Raw genomic sequence first — 25,962 nt, 5'->3', positions numbered from 1 at the left:
GTGCGTCCCGGGGGTCAGCCTTGCCGGCCCCAGTTCTCTTCCACGAAGTTTCTCAGCAGGTCATACGACTGCTGCGTCTGTGCCCACTGCTGCGCCGTGCCCCACCAGTGCCGGTTGTTGTGATGAATGTGAAACTTTGCCCAGTCGCCGTCCCAGTCCGCTTGCAGGTGGGTTCCCCGCAGGCCGTAGGCCGCCGCTTGGTCGTAGACCTGAGTGCCGGGCAGCGGCACGAACCGGAACAGCGATACCCGCGCCAACAATGGACGCAGTTCTGCGAGCAGGGAGATCGTCTCCTCGGTGGTCCTCCAGTCCTCACCGGGGTAGCCGTGGATGACGAAGACCTTGGCCGCGATTCCGGCATCTACAGTCGCGGCGACAGCTCGACGGATCTGGTCGCGGGTGGTGTTCTTCCGCATGGCTTTCAGCAGTGTCTCGCTGCCCGACTCCATACCGTACTTGATTTCGATGCAGCCGGACGCGGCCATCCGGGCCAGCAACGGCGAATCGATGGTGTCCACCCTCGATAGCGCCGACCAGCGCAGTCCCAGGTCGGCGATGTGGTCGCAGATCTCGCCGACCTTGTGCTTGTTAACGATGAAGTTGTCATCGACTATCGCGAAGCCCTGGATACCGTACGCCTCGATCAACTGGGTCAACTCGCGGCGGGCGCTGACCCCACTGCGGTACTGGATGCGGGTCTGCCCGGCGGCGCAGAACGAACACGGGAACGGGCAGCCACGGCTGAACATGACGTGCGCCATCCGCAGGTCGGTGCCGGCGAGCCGGTCGGCGAGGACCAGGTCGTCGCGGGCGAGAAGATGCCGCGCAGGCAGGGGCAGTTGGTCGATGTCGCGCAGCAGCGGCCGGTTCGGTTCCCGTCGGAGCTGGCTGCCGTCGTGCCAGAGCACGCCCGGAATGCCGTCGAATCGGCGGTCACCGGCCCGGTTGAGCAGTTCGAGTATGGTCTCTTCTGATTCGCCGACGGCGGCGACGTGTGCTTGAAAGTCGGTCATGCTGCTCTCGGGGTAGAAGTTGCAGTGCACGCCGCCGACCATCACGAGCGGGTCACCGTCGAAGCGAGCGCTGTGCCGGGCGGCCAGCATCATCCCGTACGTCGCGGACGAGGCCAGTGAGAAGCCGATCGCATCGCAGCCGGTCAGGTCCGGCGCGGTCTGCTCGGGGGTGACCTTGATGATGCGTACGGCGTGCCCGGCCTGTTCGATCACGGCCGCGAGGTAGAGCACCCCGAACGGCGGGAACTCCTTGCGACGCTCCCGGAACCGCGCCATGTCGTAGACCTCGGGGTAGAGCAGCGCGACCTGCATCACCGGTCTCCGGTCCGGTCGACAATCAGGCCGGCGAGTTGCCGGGTGACGGCGTCTGCGGTGTCGGTACCGATGTCGTAGGTCAGGACAGGATGTCCAGCCCGGCGCAACGCTTCCGCGGCGGCAACGAAGCCAGCCCGTTCGCGGCGGTTGGCTGCGGGGTCGGGGGTGTGGAAGCGGCTGTAGTGTCCCCGGGCCGCTGCCCGACGAGCACAGACCTCGGGGTCTCCACTCAGGATGACGGCGATGTCGGGAGCTGGCAGGTGGCGGTAGATCGCCCGCACCAGGTCGGGCGCGACACCGTCGAGCGGATCCAGCACGAGCGATGACGCGAGATAGCGGTCGCAGATCACGATCGCACCGTCGGCGACCGCCGGTCGCAGCACGGAACGCTCGTGGTGGTATCGGTCGGCCGCTACCAGTAGCGCGAGTTCCCATGCCCGGTAGGTGAAGGTGCCGGCGCGGGCGAGGGAGCCGATCTCCGAATCGGACGGGGTGCGGGTAAGCAGCACCCGCCTGCCTTGAGCGCGCAACTGTTCGTGGAGCAACCGCGCGGCGGTGGTCTTGCCGACTCCGCTCTGCCCGTCGATGGTGACGAGCAAACCCGATCCACCCACAAACCCAGGGTGATGTAGACAGAACTAGTTGTGAAGATGTATCGGGTCAAGCTCGCTGTCGTCTTTCAGCAGCGTCACACGTGGGTGACGACGTCGAAGTTGCCGGCACCGACCGTCGACTCCAGGGTCCGAATGATCGCGTGCGGGTCGTCGTACGGGCCGGAGATGTAGAGCGGTTTGCCGTCGCGGCCGAACTGGATCGGGGTGGGGGTGGCCGGGGCGCCGAGGTAGGGGGCCGTCGGGCCGAAGTCCGGGTGCGGTTCGAAACCCAGACCCCGGGCGTACGCGACCGACCCGTGTACCAGGTGCTGGGCCAGCTCCAGCGGCGCGACCAGCGGCGACACGTCCAGTGTGCTGAAGAACTCGCGTCGGAAGTCGTCGATGGAGCCGATGCTCATCGGCAGCGGGCCGATGGCGTTCTTGACGCCGAGGCAGTAGACGTCGATCAGAAAGCCGCAAACGGTAGCCCGGCTGGCGCGCTCCTGACGGGCGACGAGCACGTGCACCAGGCCGCTGGGGCCGACTTCGACACCGGCCTGCGGGTCGGTGGCCGCCCACTCGTCGGATGCTTCGGCCAGACCGAGGCCGACGCTCCAGCCGGGGTTGATCCAGCAGCCGAGCAGCGCCCGGTCGGCCGGGTCGGTGTGTGCCTGCTGGGCCGCCGCGATCTGGCGGACCAGCGGCGCGACGGCCGACGGCGCCATCCCGAGGGCCCTGGCGATCTGCTTGGGTGAGCTGCCCCGTTCCCGCAGCTCCCGGACACGGGCGAAAAGCTCCTGATCGGTCACCCGGGCAATCCTAAACTGACACGAACCGGGTTCCCTGCCGGAGCACGGCCAAGGCGGCAACCGGGTCGGCCAGTCGGGCGGCGAGGGTAGCCATTGCGAGCCGCGCCGGCAGGGCAGCGCTGAACTTGAGCCCTTCCAGGGCCTTCTCGTCGACGTCGGGCAGGCAGATCCGGTCGGTGGCGTCGGCGGTGAGGGAACGCCAGTCGGCGGGGGTCAGGTCGGCGCGCAGCCGGATCTGGCAGTCGTCGAAGCGCTGCACCGGGTCGACCACTTCGCTGAGGGTGGCGGCGAGGGTGGCGTTGGCCCGGTATCCGGCCCAGGTCCACCAGCGCAGGTCGCCGGAGCGGTCACGCAGGATGACGTTGCCGCCGGGGTGCACCAGCGAGGAGCGCTCGTCGCGTACGCGGTGCAGCCGGTCGACCGCGCGGCGGGTGAGCCGTACCGGTGGATCGGTGCCGAGCAGGACGTTACGCATGGCCCGGGTCAGTTCGTAGCCCAGCCCGGCGAGGCCGCCAGCCGTCCAACGGGCCTTCCCTCCGCCGTCGGCCGGTTCGACGAAGCAGCGCCGTCGCCGCCAGTCGATGTACGTGACCCGCCAACTCTGCCCGGTGAGCAATAGCCGGCGGTCACCCCGGACCTCCTCGGTGAGCAGGCTCGGGTCGATCCGGCCGAGCTCGGATTGTCCGTAGCGGACGGTGAACTCGGGTGGACCGGTGAAGACCGCGGTCATCGACATGAAGTGCCGGTGCCCGAACCGCTTTTCGGCTTCGGGGCCGATGAACAGCATGCCGCTGTCGGTGTCGAGGTATCCGCTGTCCACCAGGTGCCGCAGGATCGGCCGGGCGCTTTCGTCGAACGGTGTCAGCCCGTTCCACCAGGCGACGCACTCCTGGTCGCCGACCTGGCTCTGCTGCAGGCTCAGGGCGAGGATCTGCTGGGCGACGATGTGCCGGGGCTCAGGTGGCGGGACGACCGGCTCCACCCAGCCGCTACCCCACAGGGTCAGCAGGGCGGCTGCTTCGACCAGGGCGTCGCCGTCGCGGGCGAGGAACAGGCAGTTGCGGCTGGCGCCGGGGCGGCGTCCGGTCCGGCCGAGTCGCTGCAGAAACGAGGCGACGGTCGCCGGGGCGTCGATCTGGATCACCCGGTCCAGGTCTCCGACGTCGATACCGAGCTCCAGGGTGCTGGTGGAGACGATGACACAGTCCCGGGCCTCGGCGAACGCCTGTTCGGAGCGGCGCCGTTCGTCGACGGAGAGCGATGCGTGTGACAGGAATGTGGTGATGTCGCGTTGGCGCAGCAGTTGGCCGAGTTCTTCGACGGTCTGCCGGGATTCGCAGAAGACGAGCCGTTTCTCGCCCGCGTGCAGGGCGGCGATGACGGTTGCGGCGTTGGACAGCGAGCCGACGAAGTCAAGCTCGACGTCGCCGGGCGGTGCCCGGTCCGCGACGGCTGCCCCCGCGACCGGGGCGGAAGCGGCAGCCGGGGCGGAAGCGGTGTCGGGGGCGACGACCCGGCTCGGGCGGCTGGCCGCGCCGGAGCCCTGCAGCCAGGTCAGCAGGGCGTCCGGGTTGCCGACGGTGGCCGACAGCCCGATCCGTTGCAGCGGTCGGCCGATCAGGTGGGTGAGCCGTTCCAGGACGGCCAGCAGGTGCCAGCCACGGTCGTCGTCGGCGAAGGCGTGTACCTCGTCGACGACGACGGCCCGCAGGCCGGCGAAGAACGACCGGTGGTCGACGTTGGCGCTGACCAGCATCGCTTCCAGCGATTCCGGGGTGGTCAGCAGGATGTCGGGCCGGCCGGCGAGGATCGCCCGGCGGCGGGCGGGGGTGACGTCGCCGTGCCAGAGGGCGGCCCGGCGGCCGAGCCAGTCGGCGTAGCGTTCCAGCCGGGGCAGCAGGTTGTTCAGCAGTGCCTTCAACGGGCACAGGTAGAGCACCGAGGTGCCGGGCCAGCCGGCGTCGGTCATCTTCGACAGCAGCGGAAACATGGCGGCTTCGGTCTTGCCGCCGGCGGTGGGGGCCAGCAGCAGGGCGTCCGCACCGGCCAGGATAGGGCCGACCGCGGCCCGCTGCAGTGGTCGCAGGTCCCGCCAACCGAGGCTGTTGACCAGGTGGTACGTCAGGACCGGGTGCAGCTCGCCGGTGTCGGTCACGGCAGGTCCAACGGGACCTCGCCGGCGCTGGCGGCGTTGCGTTCGACCGGGGTCAGCTCGTCGGAGCGCACCGTCAGCTGGTAGTGCTGGCGCGGGTCCCAGTCGGTGAACTGGTCGGCCCGGTCGAGCACGTCGGCGACCAGCTTCTTCAGGTAGATCCGGGGGGCCACCCCGACGGTGCCGCCGAGTCTGCCGGTGACCGCGTCGGCCAGCTCGGTCAGGTACGCGTCGTCGACCCGGTCGGCGAGCCGGTCGCTGCCGTAGATGTGGCGGACCCGTACGCCGAGCTCGACGAGCGCCGGCACGGTGAAACCGGGCAGCCGCAGCTGCACCGCGCGCGGGTTGTCCCAGCGGGGGTCGCCGCCGAAGTCGGTGGCGAGGCGTTGGGCCAGCGGGGCGAGCCGCTGCACCCCCTGCGGCCCGTCGTAGAAGGCGGGGGTACCGGTGATCACCAGGAACAGGCCGGGAAACCGTCCGGCGTGGACGTCGTCGACGAGTTGGCGCAGCGCGTTGAGGGCCTTGTCCCGGGAGTCGGAGCGGACCCGTTGCAGGGTTTCGACCTCGTCGAGGACGAGCAGCAGACCGGGGTGGCCGCTGTCGCGCAGCACGGTGAGCAGGCCACGCAGGAAGCTCAGCGCGGCGAAGTGGTCCAGGTCGCCTTTGACTCCGGCGGCCCGGCGCGCGGCGGCGGCGACGTGCGGCTGCCCGGCGAGCCAGGCGGCGAGCCCGTCGGCGGTGGGCTGGTCGCCGACGGCGGTGGCGGTGCGGTAGCCGCGCAGCGCGGCGGCGAACCCGGGGGTGCTGCGGGAGATTTCGGCGAGGCGGCGTTCCAGCAGGTCGCTGACGGCCCGGTCGAGCCCGTCGCGGTCCGATTCACTGACGGTGCCCGACGCGAGTACGTCCTCCTCCAGCGCGAAGATCCAGCCGTCGAGGACGGGACGTAGCGCGCTGGCGGCGAACTGTTCGGTGTTGAGGTGCTCGACGAGCCGGCGGTAGACGGTCTCCATCCGGTGCAGCGGGGTTTCCAGCTCGGAGATCTGCACTTCGGCGGCGGCGAAACTGCGCCGTTTGGCCCGTTCGGCCAGCCAGCGGGCGAAGAACGTCTTGCCGGCACCGTACTCGCCACGGACGGCTTTGAAGACGCTGCCGCCACCGGCGACCCGGTCGAGGTCGTCGTCGATGGCGGCGGCGAACCGGTCCAGCCCGACCGCGAGCGCATCGAGGCCGTTGGCGGGCACGGCACCGCGCCGCAGCGCGTCGATGATGTCGCGGCGGCGACGCGGGGAGATCTCCGGTGGGCTGCCCGGCGGGGTCGGCACGGTCACGACGACTCGCCGAGGTCGAACTGCTCGACCAGCAGCGGCCTGTCGAGCACGACGGTCTGCCCGTCGGCGTCGATGGTCAGCACCGGGTATCCCTCGACCTGCAGCAGCCGACGCAACGCGGTCACCGTGCCCTGGATCCGGTGCGCGGGCACCCCGGCCTGCGCGGCGAGGGTTTCCAGCCCGGCCCGGCCGCTGCCGGCCAGCAGCACCCGGAGCAGGGCGGCGACCCGGTCGTCGTCGAGCGGGGTACGCGGGTTGCGGCGCTGGGCGTACCGCTCGCTGGTGAGGAGCCGGTCGATCAGCGCCCGGTCCGCGTCGGCCGGGGTGGCTGCCGGCGGCGCGGCCGTCGTCGGCTGCTGCGGATCGGCGGGTACGTCGAACAGCTGCTCGGTCTGGACCGGCTTCGCCGACTGGCCGCCCTTGCCGGCCCGCCTGCCGCCCGTACCGGATCGGCCGCCGCCGGTGCCGGGCTGTGCTGTCGACGACACCGGTTCCCGCCACCAGTCAGGGCTGGCGACCGGAGCGGGCTGCCAGTCGGGCACCGACTCTTCGTTGCCGGCGGTGAACATCAGCAGCGGGATGACGGCTTCGGCCGGGGCGGCGCCGCCGTGGTAGCCGGCCTTGCGGGGGCCGTAGCGCAACTCCTCCCGCCACGGCAGCACGATGGTGCCGCCGCCGAGCAGCACCCGCCGCCCGGTGACCAGGAACTCGCCGTCACCGAGCCGGTCACTGGCGCTGTCGCCGCTGCTGTCGGTGGTGCTGCTGGTGACCGGTCGCCACCGGTTGTGCTGCCCGTCGCCGCCGGGCAGGGTGACCGCCTCGGGCCCCCGGTCGACGACGTGCCCGTGGTCGGAGACGATCACCACTACCCGGTGCCGGGCGACGGCGAGCAGGTCCCGTACGGCCGGGACGGTGTCCTGGCCCCAGACGGTGCTGCCGGGCTCGCCGTAGCCGAGGGAGTCGTCGATGGTGTTGACGACGGCGGCCAGCACCGGCACGGTCGGGTCGTCGATTGCGGCCCGCACCTCGGGGTCGATGGCGGCACCCGCCCCGGCCCGCAGGGACCTCTTGTGCAGCAGCCGACCGCCGGTGAACCGCCCTTCGAACGCGGTCTGCTCGGTCTGCCGGTCGCCGACGGCGAGTCGGCCGCTGAGCAGGCTGCACCGGCTGGCCTCGGTCACCGTGGGCAGCGCGGCGAGGACACCGGCCCGGGGGCCGCCGGCCTGGGTCAGCTCGATCCAGCTGCCGTCGCGGCTGAGCGATTCGGCGAGTTCGGTGGCGGCGGCGACACCCATGCCGTCCATGACCAGCAGCAGCGCCTGACGTCCGGCGTCGAGGATCGGGGCGACGACCCGGTCCAGGACGTCTTCGACGCGCAGCATCCGGCCGGGTTCGGCGTCGGCGCGGGTGGCTTCGGCGAGCAGGCCGGCGAACTGTTCGTCGTGGCGGGCGCGGCGGGCGTCGACGGCCCGGTGCAGCGCCTGGTACGCCTCGGCGACCTCGGGGTCGACGTCGCCGGCGAAGACGTCGAGCCGGGCCCGGTCCACCCAGCCGTCGACGGTGACCTGCCGTTGCAGGGCTGCGTACAGGGTCCGGGGTGGCTGGCCGGCCGGTCGGCTGAGCCAGCGCAGCAGACGCAGGGCCATGTGGGCGGTGGTCCGCCTGCCCTGGTCGGCGGCCCGGTGTTCGGTGAGCCGTTTGAACGCGGCTTCTGCTCGACTGAGCCCGGCCGTGGTGACGGTGCCGGCGGCGGGTGCGCCGGGTGGCGGCAGGGCGGCGTGGACGGCTGCCGCGAAGGCACGCAGCCGCCAGGTGACGCCAGCGGGCAGCAGGCTGGACGCCGCCAACTGGCTGGTCAGCTCGATGTCGGCGGCGATGGCCTCGGCCCGGCGGACCAGTCGCAGCCCCTGCTGGCGGGCCAGCTCGTCGTCGGAGTCGAGGGCTCGGGCCACCCAGGCGTCGGCGGCATCGTGCAGCGCCGCGGCCTGCACGGGGGTCATCCGCAGGGTGCCGAAGCGGGGTTCGAGCCGGGTCCGGGCGACGGCGACCTCGACGCCGGCCGGTCGGCTGGCCGCCGCGCCGGCTGGCCCGCCGGCTGGCCCGCCGGCTGGCGTGGGCCAGAGCACCTCGGCGAGCAGTCCGATGGGGATGACGTCGACGCCGTGGCCGGCGCGGACCGCCGCCATCACCGGCTCGGCGATCGGCCCGGCGACGTCACGGAGATAGGCGGTGATGCCGTCGGCGACATCGGCGGCGACCCTGTCGGTGAACCGCTGCTGCGCCTGCGCGTCGGTGGTCCACTGCAGCAGCCCGGAGGCGTCGAGCTGGTCACGGTCGATGCCGAGCAGTTCGGCGGTGAGGCAGCGCAGCGCGTGGTCGCGGGTGAGGATCGTGCCGGGCGGGGTGGGCCAGCCGTCGACGGGGGCGTGGTCAGCGAGCGCGGCGGGCAGCCAGCGGCGGTCGGTCGGCAGGCTCGGGTCGAGTCGCACGCCGCCGAACATCTGCCGGACGAGTTCCCAGGCGTTGACGCTGCGGACGGACTGCCGGCTGAGGTGGGCGAGCAGCCCGTCACCGAGGACGGCGTCGGGCAGGTCGGTGAGCAGCACCAGCTTCTCGTCGGCGGCCCGGTCGTGCAGGGCGGCTCGGGCGGCGAGCGGCGTCGGGCAGGCGACGACCCGCAGCCGGACGCCGCCAAGGATGATCACCGGGTCGCTGCCCCAGACCGGTGCGGCGCGCAGCGCGATGGCGTCGGCGCCGTCGCCCTCCTTCAGCCAGGCATCGACTTTGCGGCGTACGGCGTCGGGCCGGACGATGTCCGGCCGGCCCGGTGGAGTCGTGGTCGGCTGGGTAGGTACTGCGGTCACTCGGTCTCCCAGGTGATCCGGACCCGTCTGCCCTGGGCGAGCTCGCCGCCGATCTCGTCGGTGAGTTCCTTGAGGCCGGCCTCGTCGACGATGGTCCGCTGGCGCGGCGGCTTCACACCGGGCACGGCAGGCGAGCCGCCGCCGGTGTGGTCGTAGCCCATGGCCCGCGTACCGCTGGGGTCGGCGACGGTGACCGTGGCACCCCCGCCGGGCAGCTGCGGGTTCGGCCTTGGATCCAGATTCGGAGCCGGGTCCGGTGTCGGCGGTGTCGGGGTGGGGCGGCGTTCGGCGAGCAGTGCGGCTGCCGCGCCGAACACGGCGTGCAGCTCGCCGACCAGGTCGAGGGCGTGCTGGTGGTGGCCGGCGGCGGTGTGCAGCCGGTCGACCAGGGCGCGGGCCCGCTGGTCGTCGGCGGCCATCGAGGCGATGGCGGTCAGCACCGACCATTGGAGGTCCCGCAGGGCGCGGACCAGCGTCGGCGCGCTGGCGATCGCCGTTCCGGCGGTCGCGTCGTCGATGTCGCCGAGGTCGGCGCCGGCGAGTTGGGCGATCAGGACGACGTCGTCGCGTTCGTGGCGCAGGTCGGTGAGCAGCCGGGCGAGGCGGCGGGTGACGCCGATCCGACCGGTGTCGGCGGCGGGGTCGAGGCCGAGGGTGCCGGCGTGCGCGGTGAGCTGGTCGAGCAGGTCGCTGACGGCCGGTCCATGTTCGGTGGCGGCTTTCCGGACCTGGGCCGCCGCCTTGGCGAGGTTTGCTGGGATGAGCCAGGCCGGCAGCACCTGGCCGAACAGGTGCTGGGCGCGTTCGATTGCCTGTTGCCAGTCGGTGTCGCTCGGCATCGGCGGGAACTTCAGTTCGTGGGCGTCGGTGACGGCGTCGACCCGGTCGACGGTGACTTGGCCTTCGTTGAGGTACCAGGCGAGCTGGTGGTCGAGGGCGAAGACGCAGAGGATCAGGTTCTGCAGGCTGCGGTCGAAGCCTCGGGGCTCCGGCTGGTCGAGGTAGCCGCGCAGTCGGTGCACCGGGAAGCTGTCCCGGTGGCCGTCGGCGGCGGCCCGCTGCAGCAGGTGCCGGGTCCAGTAGCTGGTGCTGGTGGTGAGCACGTAGCGGTGGTCGGCCAGCTCACCGAGTTGCAGGTTGTTGCAGATCCGCCGCAGGGTCCGCTGGTCGGTGGCCGGGACGGTGGCGCCCCGGGTGGGGTCGGCGACGGCCTGCCGGGCGTAGAGGAGGACCTTGGCCAGCTCGGCGCTGGTCGGCGGTTTCTCGTCCTCGGGCAGCGCCGGCCGGCCCGGGTAGGTCAGGGTCAGCAGCTGGCCGGTGAGGTTGTGGAACGCCTGGGCCAGGGTGCCGCCGCGCGGGTCGCCGAGTTCGCCGGCGACGGCGTCGTCGAGGGTGTGCAGCACCCCGACGCTGTCCTCGACGACGTCGCCGGGCTGCGGGGCGGCGACGCCGTACGCCTGTTTGAGGGCGTTGGTGACGGTGCCGCGCAGCTGGGTCTGCCGCTGCTGGAGGTAGACGCGGCCCTGCTGGCGTTCGCTCACCGACCAGTCGCGGACGGCGTCGTTGTACCGTTCGCCGGTGCCGCCCAGCAGGTAGTTGATTTTCGACAGTTGGGCGAGGTGACCCATCATCTGGTCGCTGAGGTAGAGCGGCAGCCAGAAGACGCTGCGTTCGCCGCGCCGCAGGGCTTCGATCCGGGCCCGGTCGTCGCTGCGCGGGCGGCCCTGCGGGTCGAACGGGTAGTCGATGACGATCCGCCAGGCGTCGCCGGTGGGCAGCAGCGCGGCGACGGGCATGCTGTCGGCGTCGCGTACGTTGCCGAACTTGACCTGGACGGTGTGTCGCCGGCCGCGCCACTCGCGGGGGTGTTGCAGCTCGCCGAGCTGCCCGGTGGCGCCGGTCAGCCCGATCTCGGTGCTGACCAGCTCGCGCAGCAACTGCTGCAACGCGCCGCCGGTGGTCGCCTCTTCGGGCCGGACCAGGTCGAGCAGTTTGTCGTAGTCGACGGTGTGCAGCTCGATGGTGACGACCGGGTCGGCGCCGTCGGTGAGGTGCAGCTCGCCGGCTTCGTTGGCGACCTTGTTGAGCCGGTTGAGCACGATCTGGTGTTCGTAGCCGGGGATCGGCGAGGTGATGGTGCCGAAGTTGAGCGCGTGCAGTTTGCCGGCGGTGAGGTTGTGCAGGGCGGGCACCTCGGGTACGAGTGCTCCGAGCAGCACCGTCTTGATCAGCTTGTCGTCGAGCTCGAACTGGGTGTTGCCGACGGCGTCAGCTTCGGTGATGCCGTTGAGGCGCAGCAGCAGCGGGCGCAGCTTCTTGCCGTACAGCTCGCGGGCGGCCTGGAAGCGCTGTTTGAGTTCGACCCGGTCGGGCAGTTCGCCGCGCAGCACCAGCGGCTCGAACAGCGCGGCGACGCCGATCAGGTCGTTGATCCGCAGGGTGTCGCGGCGTTCGACGAGCAGCTCGGTCATCACCTTGATCGCGGTCCGTTCCCGCTGCAAGGCTTGGGAAAGGGCGACGAGGGTGGCGACCAGGGCCGGGGAGAACGGGTAGAGCTTGCGGAAGGCGGTGGCGTCGGAGCCGATGCCGGCGTCGCCGTACTGCGCGCCGAGCAGCAGGATGTCCCAGACCTGCCGGTTGCCGCGGACGACGGCGAAGGCCCGGTCGATTTCGGCCTTCGCTTCGTCGGTGAGCGGCTTGAGCAGCCGTTTCTCGGTGATCTCCGGCAGGTTGGTGTCGGCGAGCGGGATCTCGCCGAGCCGGCCCTGGACGCTGCGCAGGACCAACGCGAGGGCTTCGCGTTCGGTGCCGCCGACCTGCGGGCCGAGGAAGTCCTCCAGGTTGCGTTGCCGGGCGACGAAGGAGATCAGCGGGATCGGTCGGTCGGCGTCGGCCGATTCGACCAGCTTGTTGAGCTTGGCGCCTTCGGTGTTGACGAAGACGTGGTCGCTCATCTTGGTGGACAGCCACAGGATCATCTCGTCGAGGAAGAGGACGATCCCGTCGTAGCCGAGGTCGCTGGCGTGCCGGGTGATGACGGCGAGTCCGGTGTCGAGGTCGAGGTATTCGCCGCTGCGTACCGCGTTGGTGAAGAACGCGGTGGTCAGGGCCGTGACGAGCCGGTCGCGGTCGGCGGTGCCCGGCGGCTCGGCGGCGGCCGCCGCGTACCGGTCTGCGGTCCAACCCTGTCGCTGGCTGTGCAGCACGGCCAGGCCGGGGGTTCCGTCGTCCGAGCTGACGGCGGAGGCGGATCCGACGGCGCTGCCTGCGCCGCTGCTGGCCGACCCGGCGGCGACGCCGGGGTCGGCGTCACTGAGCGCGGCGAAGAACGCCTCGTCGCCCATCCGGGCGCGCAGCCGGGCCGCGTCGGTCAGCAGCGCGTCGGACCGGTGTACGGCGGGCGTCGGCGCGTCGGGGTGCAGGGCGGTGATCTGGTTGAGGTAGCCCTCCAGCACGGCCTGTTCGACCGAGCGGGCGTCGAGCATGTGGAAGGTGAGGGTGAGCAGCCGCCGCCCGGTGAGCCACTTGTCGGCGGCGGTCACCTGCTCGCCGAGGTTGCGCAGCGCGCGGGCCTCGGGGTTGCCGTGCAGGATCTCCCGCAGTACGGCCATGAAGTGTGACTTGCCGGAGCCGAAGGAGCCGTGCAGGAAGGTGGCCTGGGACCGGCCGGTGGTGACGGCGTGCTCGACCTTGGCGAGTGCCTTGGTAAAGCTGTCCCGGAGCTGGTCGGTGACGACGTAGTTGGCCAGATCGGCACCGGCGGCGGCGCGTACGACGAAGTCGGAGTCACCCACCGAGGTCGGGATGTTGATCAGATCCCGCAGCAGTGTCATCCCGCTCCCCTCCACCCGGTTGAGCACGTGTGAAGCCGTGACCGCCTCAGCCCGTCGATCCTAGGCGGCAAGCGCCGGCAAGCCCAGACACGTCGCCCACAGTTCGCCTCGTCCCGTAATGAAGCGCACGCGCCATACCTGGTAGCGCGGCGAAGATCGTGCAATCAGTTCGATGTAGGCAAACTCCCACTACATCCACGTTCATCAACGCCGCTAAGATTGAACACGATATTGACGTTGCGGTATCATCACCGTACGCACACCCCCGACAACCAAGAGTTGATCAAAAAAGTCAGATAGCCGACAGATGTGACCCCGCGAGCAAAGATCAACACTATCCGCACATCAATCACCACCAGCAGTTACCCATGATCATCAGTCAGATAACAGAGAGATGCGAAGAAGAGCCCAACAGCCCAGCTTGCCCGATTAGCTGTTTTTGCACGTCAAACTCAACAACACGAAAGCTCTTATGATCCTCAGTCATGCGGGAGAGCAACAAAGACGATCATGATGAGGTCAGCGAACACCCACAGAAGCAGATAGACGACCTCGAAAAAGAAAAACTACGGCTGCAAATCGATCGAGCAAACCTGCGAGCTGAACGGGCCGAGCAGGCACTCAAGCAGCTGAGGGAAGATAGCAGAAAGGGCCACAAGTTCCAGATTACTCAAGGGATTGTCGACGGCACGCGGTGGATCGCGGTCATCGCCGTAGCATGGATTCCACTTCAAGCGGTGCAGCCTATCGCCGCCGCCTTCGCCGGCGAGACAACAGCCGTGAATGCCGACATAAGAGTAAGCATAGCAGTTGCCTACTCCGTTGCATCCACCACCATCCTTGGCGTGACAGCAAATCAGAGTCGCCTGAGGAAGAAGAAGATCAAGCAACAGAGAGAGCGCCTTGACAAACTAGAGAAGGAGCTGGAGAGCGCGAATATCCGACAGAAAGAGGAAGAAAATGCACATTGACTCGCTGGCATTCTTCATAATGCTGATCTCTGCAGCCCTGTCACCATTCCTGCTAATTTATCAGCTTACCCGCCTAGCGCACAGCCAATTTCGCAACGAGCTGTGGCTGATTCGAGACGGACTGGTCGACGACCTACGAACCGGGAGGATTCAACGCAGCCCCGCCGCGGAGCGCCTTCTCAAACTAGTGAAGACCCATATCAGCGTCGCCGGGCGACACACTTTGACCGATGCGTTGATCGCACTCGCCATCTTCAAACCTGCCAACAGCACCCCGATTGCGGACCAGATCCTAGGCGACGTGCCACCACGCGACCGTCCGATACTAGCCGAGTATCTACGGCGGCTGCAGGACGCGAGCCTGAGACACATCAGCCGCGCTTCTGCGGCCAGTTGGCTGATGGCGGTGTCCTTCAAAGCACTCCGCCGGGCCGAGCGCACCTCCGGCAAACGGGAACGGGCCGAGAAGCACAGCATGCAGACGATCCGCGAGGATCTGGATCACGTCGAGGTACAGCTCATGCCACGGCTGATGCCATCACGGAGCGCCCGGAAAAGCAGAAGAAACCGGTCGGAGATGCCGACCCTCGTCGGCTGATTGTCACGGCAGCAGCTGCGCCAGGTCGTGCTGGTCGAGCAGGTTGCGCATGGGGAGGAAGAGTGGATCAGGCATCGTGGGCGGGGCGATCCAGCGGAGGTCGACGAACTTATCCGGCTCGCGGACCTGTGGACTGCCCCGTAGGCGGTCACTGATCATCCAGATCGTCACGTAGTGCCGGGCGGCGTCGAACACGTCGTTGGTTACCGCTCCGAAGCGTACGTTGGTGATCTCGACGCCGGTTTCCTCCTCGACCTCCCGCCGCGCGGTCTGCTCGAAGCTCTCCCCGTGTTCGAGGTGGCCGCCGGGCAGCGACCAGGTGCCGGCCCCGTGGGCACCTTTGCGGAAGCCCATCAGGAAGCGACCTTCGCTGAGCACGAATGCCGCCACCCCGACCCGCGGTTGCTGCACGCCCACCACCTAAACGCCCAGCAACCCGAGCCGTCAACATCGTCAGGCAGAGGCTACCTCGGGTGGTCTGTAGTGAGGGTGTGGGTGCCGTCGGGGTGGAGGCGGACAGTGACAGGTTCGCCGGGCCGGGTGGCGGCGTGGCGGCGTACCTGGGTGGTGTGGGTTGTGGTGTCGGGGAGGGTGCCGGCCGCTGCGGGCTGTTGCGGCACGGAGATCGGCGTTTCCGGGTCGGTGGGGATGGTGGCGCGCAGTGCGCCGTGCAGGTAGCGGTAGCAGAGCGCGGCCGCTTCGGGCAGGGCGGCGCTGGTGGGGACCGGGTCGACGGCCAGCGGGGTGGCCGGGTCGACGACCCGGACCGACCAGCTGTGGCCCTGGGACAGTTCGGGTCGGCCGATGGTGTTGCGGTGGTCGATGACGGTGATGTCCAGGGCGAGGCCGAGGCCGCGGATCAGGGCGGCGAGTTCGTCGAGGGTGGGGCCGGGCCAGCCGGTGGCCAGGACCATGACGCGGGCGCCGTCGTAGGTGGCGCCGACTTCACCGAGGTACGCGTGGAGCGGGTCGCCGCCGGTGTGGGGGACCTGGCTGACACCGTTGCGCAGGTGCTGGTCGGTGACGTGTTCGCCGTCGATGTCGGTCAGGTCGGTCGGCTGCACGCCGAACTGCGCGGCGAGCGAGCCGATCTGGTAGTGCTCGTCGAGCTGCCACACGGTGGTGCCGGACGGCCGGTCGGTGAGCACCAGGGTGGGCGGTTGCGGGCCGACGGCGGCTTCCGGGTCGCCGGTCGGTTCGATGTCGGGTCGCCAGTTGCGGTGCACGGTCCGGCCACGCAGGTCGGTGACGGTGAGCACCGCGCCGCGCCGCACCTGGCGGGTGCCGTAACAGTCCAGGCAGTACGGCGGGTCCGGCCGGTCGGCGCACCGGCCGCAGGGGTGGGCGGGGATCGCCTCGCCCCAGTGTTTCGGTGCCGGCGGTTCCCAGCCGCGCACGAATGTGCCGGGGGTGTCGGCGGGTCGCAGGCTGGTGTGCCACCAGTGCCGGTTACGCCAGATGGCCTGCGCGCCGCCGTGCTGTTCGGCATCACTGATCATGCGGCGTTCGACCTGGTCGAGGTCGTGGCCGCCGGGGTGACCGTCCAACCCGACCGGTATCGCACGCCCGGTGAGGGCGGCGTCGGTGAGGTAGTGGGCGGGCAGCAGCGGGTTGGCAACGGTCAGGCCAATCACCGCCCGTTCGGCGGGGATGGTGGCGAGCGCGGTCGGCAGGTCGGCGATCCACCGGTGCTGGTAGTCGGGCACCGTACCGCCGGCATGCTCGAACCGGACGTCCCAGCTCAGCCCACGCCCGATGGAGCTGGGCCGGACTTCGAGGACCAGGTCGACGTGCAACTGGTCGGCGAGCGCACACAACCGGCCGAGCAGCCGGGCCGGGTCGCCGGGTGGCGGCGGCTCGACGCTGCGGCCGATCAGCACCAGCCACGGCGTCACCAGCCGGTTGGTGAGCGCGACGGCTTCCCACCGCAGCCGGTCGGACTGCGGGATGCCGGGCTGCCACTGCCGGGGCAGCGTCAACCCGGACGACGGCAGCCGACCGGGTTCGTCGGGGAAGTCGGGGTCACGCAGCGTCGCGGCGGCCACCCCGGCGCGGGCGGCGAGGTCGGTGACGATCGGCGCGTACGGCAACCACCACGTCCCACCCGGAGTCGGGATCGGCGTGAACGAGCCCGGAACGAGGCTGGTCGAGGCGACCTGCCCGGTGTCGAGGTTCGCGACGGTGAACACGCGTTGCGCCCGCCGGCGGTCCGCGCCGACGCCGACGATGTGCAGCGAGCCGGCCGGCACCTTGTTGACGCCGTTCACGCCGCCACCCCCGCCCCGAACCGGTGCGACTGCTCGAACTGCTCCGACTGCCAGTCCCGCAACGCCTGCTTGAGCCGGGCGTTCTCCTCCTGGGTGGAGCCAAGTTCGGCGCGCAGCGCGGTCAACTCGTCGGCGACCAGGTGCAGAAACGCCCGCACCTCGACCGGGTCGCAGCCACGCCGCACACGGTCGCCGAACGTGCGGTCGCGGACCAGTCCGGGGCTGATCGACGGCCGCACCGGCCTGCCGTACAAGTGACCGGCAGCGTTCGGGGCGGGCCGCACCGGCGGACGCGGCCCGGCCGCAGCGCCGGTCGGGCGCCGATTGTGGCGCGCGATCTCGGCGAGCAACCGCCGGTTACGCCGACTCCGCACCGGCCGCCGGCGGAACAGGTCAAGGAATCTACGCACAGCAGGGACCACCTTTCAAACAGTCGAAAACCTTCAGAGGTACGGGTAGAGGGCGCGCGGCTCACGTAGCGCTGCCGCTGCCCTGGTCAGCGGTGCCGGCGCGGGCGGGGTGCCCAACGGAGACCGTCACGCTGGACGAAGATCTCCCGACGCTCACGGGCCTCACCGTCCGGCGCCAACACATAGCCGGCCAACCAGACCCAGCCCTCGTACGTCAGCTTCGTGTCCACCGTCGTCACCCGGAACCGGAAACCCCGCCCGGCCGCGAACTGCACACTCGCCCCGCCATCGATGATCAACTCGTCACCGGGGCGGGGATCAGCCGGTGACCGGTCGGCCGGCACGCTATCGATCAGCGGCGGGCACCGTCGTCCGACCGCAGTCGGGACACCACCGCGACTTGACCTTGAAACTGAACAACCCGACGAAGAACCCGAGCAGGATTCCGGAAGTCAGGGCACCAAGCGCCACCATGATCAACCCTTCTGATTGGGCTGGGGACGACCGGGCGGGCCGTTACCGCAGCCTGCCCGATCACCTGGGATTTCAGCGATACGCAGCGGGAAACGATCATGAACTCGCCGTTCCCCGCTACTCAGCAGCCGGCCAGTTGATCAACCGTCCACCTTCGATGCACCGCCTACGTTGGCACCAATAATGTGATCTTGCAACTCCCATCGGCTCATAGATTCCTTTGCTCGGGACTCGCCAAACTCAGAACCGTGCTGCACACTGTCCTCTATGGCAGGAATCCCGAGCGTTCAGCGCCGTCGACTCGCAGCAGAGCTCCGCGCACGTCGCGAAGCCGCCGATCTGACCATCGACCAGGTCATCCAGAAGGTGAAGGTCGGCAAGTCGACGCTGTCGCGCGTCGAGAATGCGCAGGTGTCGGTGGCACCAAGGACCGTCACGAACCTGCTCCGGCTCTACGGTGTGTCAGACGAGGACGTCGAGGCGCTGACTCAGCTCGCCCGCGAGGCCCAGCAGTACAACTGGTGGCACGACTACTCCAACGCCATGGCACACGAACTCGCCGAGTACGTGGCGTTCGAGGACGAGGCGATCCAGCTTCGCGCCTACAACGTTCAGCTCGTCAACGGCTTGCTCCAGACCACGGACTACGCACGCGCCATCATCAGCGCCGAGTTCCCGGACGGCCCACCAGGGAAGATCGAGGAGCGGGTCGAGGTACGTATCGTTCGCCAGAAGATCCTGGACCGGCCGAACCCGCCCCGGATGTGGTTCGTCCTCGACGAGGCAGTCCTGCACCGGCCGGTCGGAGGCCCGCAGGTGATGGCAGCCCAGATGGAGCACCTGGCCACAATCGCGCAGCGGCCGTCGACCACCGTCCAAGTGCTGCCGTTTCGCCAGGGTGCCCACATGGGCATGGGCGTCTCCTTCACGATGCTCGACTTCAGCAACCATCCGACGGTCGTCTACCAGGAGAATCTGAGTGGCGCTCTGTACCTGGACAAGGACTACCATGTGGAGACGCACGGGCTGGCCTTCGACCACCTCCGTGCGACCGCGCTCTCACCCGCCGACTCGCTGGCCTTCCTGCGGATGAGGGCGGAGGCGATGCTGGCGCAGGGAGCAAGGGAGAGCCCCGAATGACCACCCCCCGTGGCCTGGATCAGGCGATCTGGCGCAAGAGCACCCGCAGCAACGGGCAGGGCATGTGCGTAGAGGTCGCCACCAACGTCCCCGCCACAGTCCTCGTACGCGACAGCAAGGACCCCGCCGGCCCGGCACTCACCTTCTCCCCCGCCGGCTGGACGTCCTTCCTCTCCACCCTCACCCCCGACGCTCCTCACTGACCCGAGACAGAGAGCTGTCTCCATTCTGAGAGCAGACGACTGGAGTGCGGCATTCAGCGGGTGGAGGTTCCGGCCCTCCACCGTTTAGGCGATGTCTGCCCTGAGCGCAAGCGACGTACCCTCGATCGTCTGTGGACTGTATGCCTGGCCTGGTCGTCGGCCGAAGCTCACCGCCGCCTGCCGCCCGGCAGTGCCATCATGACCCAGTCATCCCAGTCGAATGGAGGCCCTCGATGAGCACTGTCGCTGACTCGCTCGCCGACGGCGCAACCCCGATGAGTGCATACGAAGAGCAGGTGTGGGACAGGCTCAACGAGCACTGGCAGCGCCGCAACAACCGCCGTGGTTTACCGAACTGGGCGAGCACTGCACTCGATCGCTCCGGCGAGGTCGCGCGAAACGCCGCGAGCCGGGCCACCAGGGCTGTGCCAGAGACGATCAAGGAACCAGTGCGCCGCGGAGGCGACGCGGTCGCCAGCATGGCCCTGCGACCGGCGGCCGAGGCTGCGGCAGCGCTGCTGGAGTTGGTCAACGCCTGGGCCTTGGAGCTAAACGACCCGAAGGGTGTCGAGAAGATCGCCCGCAAGCGTGGCATCGAACTCGACAGTTTCACTGAGCTGCGGCAGCAGGACCTCAAGGTGTGTGACCGGCTGCTGACCCGCAACACACTGAGGTGGCGTTCCGCCGGCGCGGTCGAAGGTGGTGCGATGGGCTTGCTGGCCCTGGTCCCCGTGGCAGGGATCCCCGCCGCAATTACTGCCGACATCCTCGTCATCCAGGTCCTGAGCACCTCGATCGCGTCGCGCATCGCGTACTCCTACGGCTACGACGCCAAAGACCCCTCGGAGCAAGCTTTCATCGAACGTCTGGTGCACCGGTCCTTCATGGCACAGGCAGCCAAGGTTGGGCCGCTGCGCGACACCGCACGAGCGGCCAGCGCTCTGAAGGGACGCGTAAGATTCTCCGCCAAGCTCCGTGCGGACCATCGCCTCGTGGTCGCCCTTGAGAAGTTGCTGCAGCACTTGGGTCCGGCTGGTGCCAGGGTTCCAGTTCAAAACGTCGCCAAAGCCGTGCCCATCGTGGGCGTCCTCATCGGTGCAGGGGTGAATTCCACAGTCCTCGGCAACGTGGCCGCCGATGCCCAGCGATACTGCCAGACCCGGTTCCTGTGCGACAAGTATGGACTGCCGATGCCGGCCGCACTGGCCACCTATCAGACCGAGCCCGACGCCATGTAAACCGTAGATAGCCCTCGAAATCGGCGAGATAACAGGAATCTAAGCACGTCTGCAGAACTACGCGACCCGGTCCGATCAGCAGCTCAGCACCGGCATCAGAGTCGACTAGCCGTTTCGACAGCGCTGGCGAGAATGGCATCAATCTCGTCCCCGCTCGCCCGACCTTCACCGAGCACGTGCATGATGGTAAGGCTCTGAATCTTGCCTGCCATCTCAGGATCGAAGTCGGACTCGACATCGGGGTCGAGTGCCGCCTTCACCAGGCGTTCCGCAGCGTTGGCGTCGATCTCGCGCGGATCCACTGGAGCAGCCGCGCGCAGCTCAGCAACGAACTGCACGATGTCGGCTTCGCTGGCATCCACGGGCAACCGGTGGTTGACGGCGTAGTAGAAGACGATGCCCATCAGAGTGGAAAAGTCGCCCCAACCTTTTATGTTCAGCTGGACTTCCAGGCGATCGTTCTCGGCGTAGTCACCCTTCAGCATCGTGCGAAAATATTCGACCAAGTCAGGCTCAATCTTCATAATTTACTTCCCTTCATGGCGTTTCTTGTATTTTTTCCACATTTCGCGACCCACTACTGCAGTGGCACCCGCAGCCATGATCACAGCAGTCACCGGATTGTCCACACTCGGGCGATCAGCAGGGATCGGCTCCGGCGCTACCGTCGTAGCACTCTCCGACCCCGGCTGGATCTTGAACAGGTCGAGAATTTCTTTTCCCGTCTGCATCGTCTTTTCCGCATCTTGCAGGTGTTCCTCAGTGGAGTCGGCCTTCTGCACGAAGCGACGCGCGAACCGGTCTGCCCTGCTGCCCGCCCCCTCAGCCTCTGCCACAAGACGTTCACCTGAGACATCGATTTTGGGGTCAGACGGAGGCGCCACGCCTGGAGCAATGTGGTTGACGTAGTTGACAATATGATCGCAGATATCGTTCAGGATGCCGGCGACCCGATCGGCCTTCGCCCCAGCGATCTGCGCCTCGGCGATAGCCGTCTTGATCGACTGATCGGTGCTTCCGCGAGCAGCTTCCGAGTAGTGCGCTGCCGCCTGCTCGGCGTCGGCCTGTGCACGGTTGGCGGTCACGGCTGCGGCAAGCAGCCGCTCCCGCGCAGCGTAGAGCCGCGCTACGACGTCGCCGAGGGTCCCGGACATCAGAGCTTGGCTACGTAGTCGTTCGCGTTCTGGACAGCAGCGCCGAACCGCCGGATCGCCAGCTCAACCTCACGTTCCAACGAGTCCAGCTTCGCCTTCGCCTTCTCGACCTCGTCATGGGTGCTGTCATGCATCGTGGCCCGCGCCAGGGCACCCGCTTCTGCAGCCTCGGTGAGCGCCTGTTCAAGGATCTGACACCCTTGCCGGACTGCTTCGTTGCCCCGCTCGACAGTGCGCTTCACATCGTCAACGCTCATCGACCACCGCTCCGTCGCCCTCCCGGCACCATCCGAACCTACCGAACCCCACCACCGTCCAACAGGGTCAGACGGTGTCGGGTCCTACTCGGGGAGGCCGCGGAGCAGGGACAGAGCTGTGCGGTCGGAGCTGAGGGTGGACAGCTCGGTGTCGATGAAGTCGGTGTAGAACTGTGCCGGCGAGCCGGGATAGCCGGGGCGTTCGGCGGCGTACCACTGGTGTAGCCACGGCTCCAGCTCCAGCAGCCCGGCGAGCAGCGGCAGCAGCCGGTGCGCCTCCCACGCCTCCTGACTGCGCCGGTTCACGTACACCGTGGCCAGCGCCTGCGCCTGCGCCAGGTGGTCCCAGCCGGCCCAGCCGAGCAGCAGACTGGAGTCGGTGTCGCGGCCCATTTCCGGGTACGAGATGAACCGCTCCTTCGGCACGTCGAGCTTGCCCCGCGCCTTCGCGTACGACGGCCGGACAAAGTCCGCCGAGGTGTACTTCGGCGGCACGTCGATCTCGACCGTCTCCCCGGCGTCCTCACGCCGCTGCTTCTCCCAGGTCTGCTCCCACAACACCCGCTTACGCAGCCCGGACGGCTTGTAGCGCTGCTTCGGCAGGAACGGCACATGCTCGGTGGCGACCAGCTTGTCGAGCGCGACGACCAGGCTCATGCCCTCGTACTCCGGTAGCAGCGCCAACACCTGCTGGAAGTCGGCGTCGCCGGCCACCCGGTCGGCGAGTTGCGCCACCGACAGCGGCTCCGGCATGCCACCCCACAGTTCGGGGGCCTCCAGCCGATCCAGCAGCCAGTCCCGCAACGCCGCCGCCTGCATCTTGGCCCAGCCGTCGGTGGCCCAGCGCCGCTTGCACTCCGGACGCTCGATCAGTTGAAGGTGCCGGTTGCCGGCCGTGGCAGCAATCCGTCGTTCCACCAGGTCGCGGTAATCCGCCGGCCAGTCGGGGTTGGGCTTGTCCACCGGTACGGAGTCGTGCCGCATGAACCAGGCCGTCTCCACCTTCTGCTGCACCATCGTGATCTCGAACGCCCGCTCACCAAGGCTCAGCCCTGGCGGGTCCGGATGGGTCAGATCCTCATCCATCAGCCCGTAGAGCCGGTAGACCTCCCAGTCCAGCTCCTCCTGAAGCGCGATCATCCGCGTGCGGACCAGGTCGTACTCGGCACGCGCCAGCGCCAGCCGCTCCACAGTCGGCACCCCCGACCCGGCCACCGCCGCCGGAGTCAGCTCCCCCAGCCGCTGCGCCAACGTGTCCAACTCGCGCGCCCGCCCCAACGGATACTCCGCCGGCAACGGCACCTGCTCAATATTCGAGGCGTTAAACGCAAAGCGCTCCATCCAACTCTCCGGCTGGATCCCTCGCCCCACACCACTCCCACCTTTAGGGAAGCAAGCCTGTTTCAACCAGAAGCAGACGGTGGAGCTGTTTAGCACGCCAAGCAACTCGAGGTAGTTATCTTCAAGAGCGCCGCCCGGAAACTTGATCACCGGCGCCGTCTGTTTAAAGACTTTTCCGCCGCGATCCAGAACGAAATGGTTGTGCGTAGCAACCTCCGCATATGCGACAGAAAGTGGCTCTAAGAGGCGACGCAACGCCACCTGATGCCACCCCCACCACTTCCGCCCTTCAGCCTTATAGGAAATCTTCTCAAACGTCCTTCGCGCCCAAAGGGTCGTCTTCGTTAACCACAAACGCCGATAGGCCCCAGGGAAATCTTCTACGTCAAGCAGATTTTCTCTTCCATAAAAGAAGAAAACGTGTTCATTACTGCCGATTCTGTAATCTCGGACATCCTCACCGATTACCAACTGGCGATGAACGGTTGATTCGACTCCGAATCGAGCCATTACCTTTCGATCAGTGATCATTGCAGAATCTGCATTCGTTTGCCCGGTGTACCCGATGTGATCCACCCGCTCAGCGATACGCTTGCGCCCGTCCTCTATTGCAGAAACAAGTGTCGAAGCGCCGCCGCCGGAGAGGCTCCAGGGGTGTTTGAGGAGGCGGGTGCGGTCGAGATCCTGGACGGTGACCCAGCGGGACGCGGAGCCAGGTGCGTCGACCTGGTCGACGATCGCCTGCCAGACCAGGCCGTCGGCCGGATTGTCCGGCGTTGTCGGCTCGCCCTGCACACCGAGAACAGCGCGGACGACCGGGAGACGGCGGCGGGCGTTGGTGCGGCCGATCAGGATCACCGTGGGGGTGCCGTGGCCGGGGATGTAGGCACCGGAGGTGTCGATGACCTCGCTCAGCTCGACTTCGTGGGCGAAGTAGTCCTCGATCAGCTTCTTGCCGAATTCGCGCTTCATGAAGGCGTTGCCGGTGATCTGGCCGACGTAGCCAGCACCCTCGCCGTACTCGTCGGATTTCTTCGCCAGGTCAAAGAAGCGCTTGGCGAAGGGCACGGTCAGTGCGTACTGCCTGTGACAGACGCCCGGGTAGATGCTGCGATAGAGCTTGTTGCGGGCCGGGTCGGCGACGGTGATGTAGGGCGGGTTGCCGACCACCACCGTGTACTGACCGACCTCCAGATACTCGGCTAGCAGTTCGTCGTCTTCGCTCTCGTAGGCGAAGACCTGCTCGCCCTCAAGAGCTGCCAGCAGGTCACCTTGTGCGCGGGAGGCGCGGCCCCACTCCAGCAGGGAGTCGCCGGTGGCGACGCGGACCGGGAAGGCAGGGCAGCGTTCGAGCTTGTGCCACTTGCCGAGCTTGATCGCGGCGACCAGCAGCCGGAAGCGGGCGATGGCGACCGCGAAGGCGTTGATGTCGACGCCGGTGACCTGGCCGAGCGCCCGGTCGACGATGGCCCGGATGTCGGTGGTCGGCTCCCGCTTGCGCCACTCGCGCACCAGCCGGTCGAACGCGCCGAGCAGGAAGTGGCCGGAGCCGCACGTCGGGTCGATCACCTTCATCTCGGGCAGGCCGAACTCGCTCAGCGCCGGCTCGAAGGTCCGGTCCAGGATGAACTTCTCGACGAACACTGGGGTCTGCAACAGCGCGTACGTCTTCTTCGCGTGCGTCGACAGCTCCTGATAGAGGTCACCGAGGAAGCGGGTGTCCAGGGTCGCGCTGCGCAGCGACACCCGGCCCTCCCCCGTACGGAAGAAGTTGCTCAGCCCCTCCGCGGCCGCGCCGGAGATGTCGAACCGCCACACCGGGTTGTGCTTGTCGAAGATCTGCGCCGTAGGGCGCAGCCTGCCCAGGTAGCGGAACGCTTCCCGCAACCAGTGCCGGTCGTTGTGCAACGAATGCTCGGCCTCGATCAGGTACGCCTGCCGCCGCTGCATGCCCGCCTCGGCCGGGGCCGCCGGGTCGTCCCCGCCGATCCACAGCCCGTCGATCAGCTCGTTGTCCTCGCAGAAGCGGACGAAGACACAACCCAGCACCCAGGCCACCGCCGCCTGATCGAGCACGTCCTCCAGCCACACCTCGAACGCGCCGGCCAGCCGCTCGGCCTTCTTCGCCTTCTCGTACTCCTGCAGCAGCTCGGCCCGCAGCGACAGCGACTCCGGCTCCGCGAGCCGCTTACGCAGGTCGTCGACCAGGTGTTTCACCTGCGCCTGCATCGCCTGCTGGAGTCGCCGTCGCGCGTCTTCGTCGAGTTCATCGAGCACGGCTGCGATCCTACGGCCCGGCAGCGGCACCACGCCCCTGCCGACATGAGGTATCCGCAGCCGCGCCGCCGGGGCGGGTAAGGAGGAAATCATGAGGACGCACCGGATGTTCGCCGCTTCGATCCTCACGCTCGGGCTCCTCACTGCGTGCGGCGTCACCGGGTCGGACTCAGTTGCGGCGGGACCTGGCGATCCGACCGTCACAGGTGTGCCGTCCGCCTGGCCGAATCAGGATGAGCTGAACCAGATCGCCACGGCGGTCGGGCACCTCGGTGAAGGCGAGTTCGCTGAGGTCTACGCGGGTCTCTCGATTGATGTGCAGGATGACCGGGTCGACGTCTGGGCCAAGGATTCCGCCGAGTTCGAGGCGGCGATCGAGTCAATGCCGTGGGGTCATCGAGTGCGTCTGCACCCGGCCGACCATGCGGCGATCGACCTGGAGCCGACGTTCCAACAGATCCTCCGCGACCAGGACTACTGGCGGCAGCGGGGCCTGCCGGTGGTGCAATCAGGCGTACGCCACGACGGATCCTGCGTGGAGGTCGGCACCCCGGACCCCGACCAGGCAGAGCGTGTGTTCCCCCAGCGGTACCCCGGAGTGCCGTTCTGCTTCTCTGAACAGGGAGACAGCGGCAACCCCTGGCAGGAGGACCGCCCCAGCCCGACAACCTGACGTCGTCACTCGCCAGGTCATCGGGCACGGCTGCGACCCTGAGGGCAGGAGG

Annotated in this window: 21 protein-coding genes; 6 read left to right on the top strand and 15 right to left on the bottom strand. The window is 68.4% G+C overall.

The window, feature by feature from the left end; all coding sequences use genetic code 11:
• Positions 1–14: 14 nt before the first annotated feature.
• The 7 genes from ACXAHD_RS08220 to ACXAHD_RS08190 all read right to left on the bottom strand — a co-directional run bounded on the left by ACXAHD_RS08220 (position 15) and on the right by ACXAHD_RS08190 (position 12,907).
• Complete coding sequence (locus tag ACXAHD_RS08220; RefSeq protein WP_281552908.1) at positions 15–1,325, bottom strand: B12-binding domain-containing radical SAM protein; 1,311 nt, start codon at positions 1,323–1,325, stop codon at positions 15–17.
• Positions 1,325–1,942, bottom strand: a complete 618-nt coding sequence (gene tmk / locus ACXAHD_RS08215) for a dTMP kinase (protein ID WP_281552907.1) — start codon at positions 1,940–1,942, stop codon at positions 1,325–1,327. Before tmk ends, ACXAHD_RS08220 begins: the two co-directional genes overlap by 1 nt.
• A 74-nt stretch (positions 1,943–2,016) precedes the next feature.
• Positions 2,017–2,730, bottom strand: coding sequence for a hypothetical protein (locus tag ACXAHD_RS08210; protein ID WP_289212054.1), 714 nt, complete (start codon positions 2,728–2,730; stop codon positions 2,017–2,019).
• Between the two features lie 10 nt (positions 2,731–2,740).
• Positions 2,741–4,885 (bottom strand): DEAD/DEAH box helicase, encoded by a 2,145-nt coding sequence (locus tag ACXAHD_RS08205; RefSeq protein ID WP_475049543.1) that lies wholly within the window; start codon positions 4,883–4,885, stop codon positions 2,741–2,743.
• Entirely contained in the window at positions 4,882–6,210 is a 1,329-nt protein-coding gene (gene brxD / locus ACXAHD_RS08200; RefSeq protein WP_289212052.1) for a BREX system ATP-binding protein BrxD, read from the bottom strand. The genes ACXAHD_RS08205 and brxD overlap by 4 nt, the downstream gene beginning before the upstream one ends.
• Complete coding sequence (pglZ, locus tag ACXAHD_RS08195; protein WP_475049539.1) at positions 6,207–9,074, bottom strand: BREX-2 system phosphatase PglZ; 2,868 nt, start codon at positions 9,072–9,074, stop codon at positions 6,207–6,209. Before pglZ ends, brxD begins: the two co-directional genes overlap by 4 nt.
• Positions 9,071–12,907, bottom strand: a complete 3,837-nt coding sequence (locus tag ACXAHD_RS08190; protein ID WP_281552902.1) for a BREX-2 system ATPase PglY family protein — start codon at positions 12,905–12,907, stop codon at positions 9,071–9,073. The genes pglZ and ACXAHD_RS08190 overlap by 4 nt, the downstream gene beginning before the upstream one ends.
• Before the next feature lie 485 nt (positions 12,908–13,392).
• Here ACXAHD_RS08190 and ACXAHD_RS08185 point away from each other — a divergent pair, with 485 nt between their 5' ends.
• Complete coding sequence (locus ACXAHD_RS08185; protein WP_475049537.1) at positions 13,393–13,878, top strand: hypothetical protein; 486 nt, start codon at positions 13,393–13,395, stop codon at positions 13,876–13,878.
• A complete protein-coding gene (locus ACXAHD_RS08180; protein WP_475049535.1) occupies positions 13,868–14,476 on the top strand; it encodes a hypothetical protein in 609 nt (202 codons plus the stop codon). The genes ACXAHD_RS08185 and ACXAHD_RS08180 overlap by 11 nt, the downstream gene beginning before the upstream one ends.
• A 3-nt stretch (positions 14,477–14,479) precedes the next feature.
• Here the strand turns inward: ACXAHD_RS08180 and ACXAHD_RS08175 are convergent, their stop codons facing one another.
• The 4 genes from ACXAHD_RS08175 to ACXAHD_RS08160 form a co-directional block, all read right to left on the bottom strand.
• On the bottom strand, positions 14,480–14,887 hold the full coding sequence (locus ACXAHD_RS08175) for a nucleotide triphosphate diphosphatase NUDT15 (protein ID WP_281552899.1): 408 nt from the start codon (positions 14,885–14,887) through the stop codon (positions 14,480–14,482).
• Positions 14,888–14,940: 53 nt separating this feature from the next.
• A complete protein-coding gene (locus ACXAHD_RS08170) occupies positions 14,941–16,743 on the bottom strand; it encodes a hypothetical protein (protein WP_475049531.1) in 1,803 nt (600 codons plus the stop codon).
• Positions 16,740–17,153: a DivIVA domain-containing protein gene (locus ACXAHD_RS08165; RefSeq protein WP_475049528.1), complete on the bottom strand. Its 414-nt coding sequence runs from the start codon at positions 17,151–17,153 to the stop codon at positions 16,740–16,742. The genes ACXAHD_RS08170 and ACXAHD_RS08165 overlap by 4 nt, the downstream gene beginning before the upstream one ends.
• Before the next feature lie 86 nt (positions 17,154–17,239).
• The gene (locus ACXAHD_RS08160; RefSeq protein WP_475049526.1) at positions 17,240–17,497 is read right to left on the bottom strand and encodes a hypothetical protein; all 258 of its coding nucleotides are present in this window, start codon (positions 17,495–17,497) and stop codon (positions 17,240–17,242) included.
• A 397-nt stretch (positions 17,498–17,894) separates the two neighbouring features.
• Between ACXAHD_RS08160 and ACXAHD_RS08155 the strand changes: the two genes are divergently transcribed.
• The 3 genes from ACXAHD_RS08155 to ACXAHD_RS08145 all read left to right on the top strand — a co-directional run bounded on the left by ACXAHD_RS08155 (position 17,895) and on the right by ACXAHD_RS08145 (position 20,208).
• Positions 17,895–18,767 (top strand): helix-turn-helix domain-containing protein, encoded by an 873-nt coding sequence (locus tag ACXAHD_RS08155; protein ID WP_278171870.1) that lies wholly within the window; start codon positions 17,895–17,897, stop codon positions 18,765–18,767.
• On the top strand, positions 18,764–18,970 hold the full coding sequence (locus tag ACXAHD_RS08150) for a DUF397 domain-containing protein (protein WP_475049523.1): 207 nt from the start codon (positions 18,764–18,766) through the stop codon (positions 18,968–18,970). Before ACXAHD_RS08155 ends, ACXAHD_RS08150 begins: the two co-directional genes overlap by 4 nt.
• A gap of 233 nt (positions 18,971–19,203) precedes the next feature.
• Complete coding sequence (locus ACXAHD_RS08145; RefSeq protein WP_289212045.1) at positions 19,204–20,208, top strand: EcsC family protein; 1,005 nt, start codon at positions 19,204–19,206, stop codon at positions 20,206–20,208.
• Between the two features lie 95 nt (positions 20,209–20,303).
• Here ACXAHD_RS08145 and ACXAHD_RS08140 read toward each other — a convergent pair whose 3' ends face one another.
• The 4 genes from ACXAHD_RS08140 to pglX form a co-directional block, all read right to left on the bottom strand.
• Positions 20,304–20,732 (bottom strand): hypothetical protein, encoded by a 429-nt coding sequence (locus tag ACXAHD_RS08140; protein ID WP_289212044.1) that lies wholly within the window; start codon positions 20,730–20,732, stop codon positions 20,304–20,306.
• Positions 20,733–20,735: 3 nt separating this feature from the next.
• Positions 20,736–21,362: a hypothetical protein gene (locus ACXAHD_RS08135; RefSeq protein WP_475049520.1), complete on the bottom strand. Its 627-nt coding sequence runs from the start codon at positions 21,360–21,362 to the stop codon at positions 20,736–20,738.
• Positions 21,362–21,619 carry a hypothetical protein gene (locus tag ACXAHD_RS08130; protein WP_289212042.1) on the bottom strand — a complete coding sequence of 86 codons (258 nt, stop codon included), beginning with the start codon at positions 21,617–21,619 and terminating at the stop codon, positions 21,362–21,364. The genes ACXAHD_RS08135 and ACXAHD_RS08130 overlap by 1 nt, the downstream gene beginning before the upstream one ends.
• An 84-nt stretch (positions 21,620–21,703) precedes the next feature.
• Positions 21,704–25,366, bottom strand: a complete 3,663-nt coding sequence (gene pglX, locus ACXAHD_RS08125) for a BREX-2 system adenine-specific DNA-methyltransferase PglX (RefSeq protein WP_475049517.1) — start codon at positions 25,364–25,366, stop codon at positions 21,704–21,706.
• 79 nt (positions 25,367–25,445) lie between these two features.
• Between pglX and ACXAHD_RS08120 the strand changes: the two genes are divergently transcribed.
• Positions 25,446–25,910 carry a hypothetical protein gene (locus ACXAHD_RS08120; RefSeq protein ID WP_475049515.1) on the top strand — a complete coding sequence of 155 codons (465 nt, stop codon included), beginning with the start codon at positions 25,446–25,448 and terminating at the stop codon, positions 25,908–25,910.
• Positions 25,911–25,962: the final 52 nt, after the last annotated feature.

It is taken from the genome of Micromonospora sp. ABR4_055, from assembly GCF_056160425.1.
The sequence above is the reverse complement of the archived record's forward strand: the minus strand, read 5'-3'. Positions and strand labels throughout refer to the sequence as shown.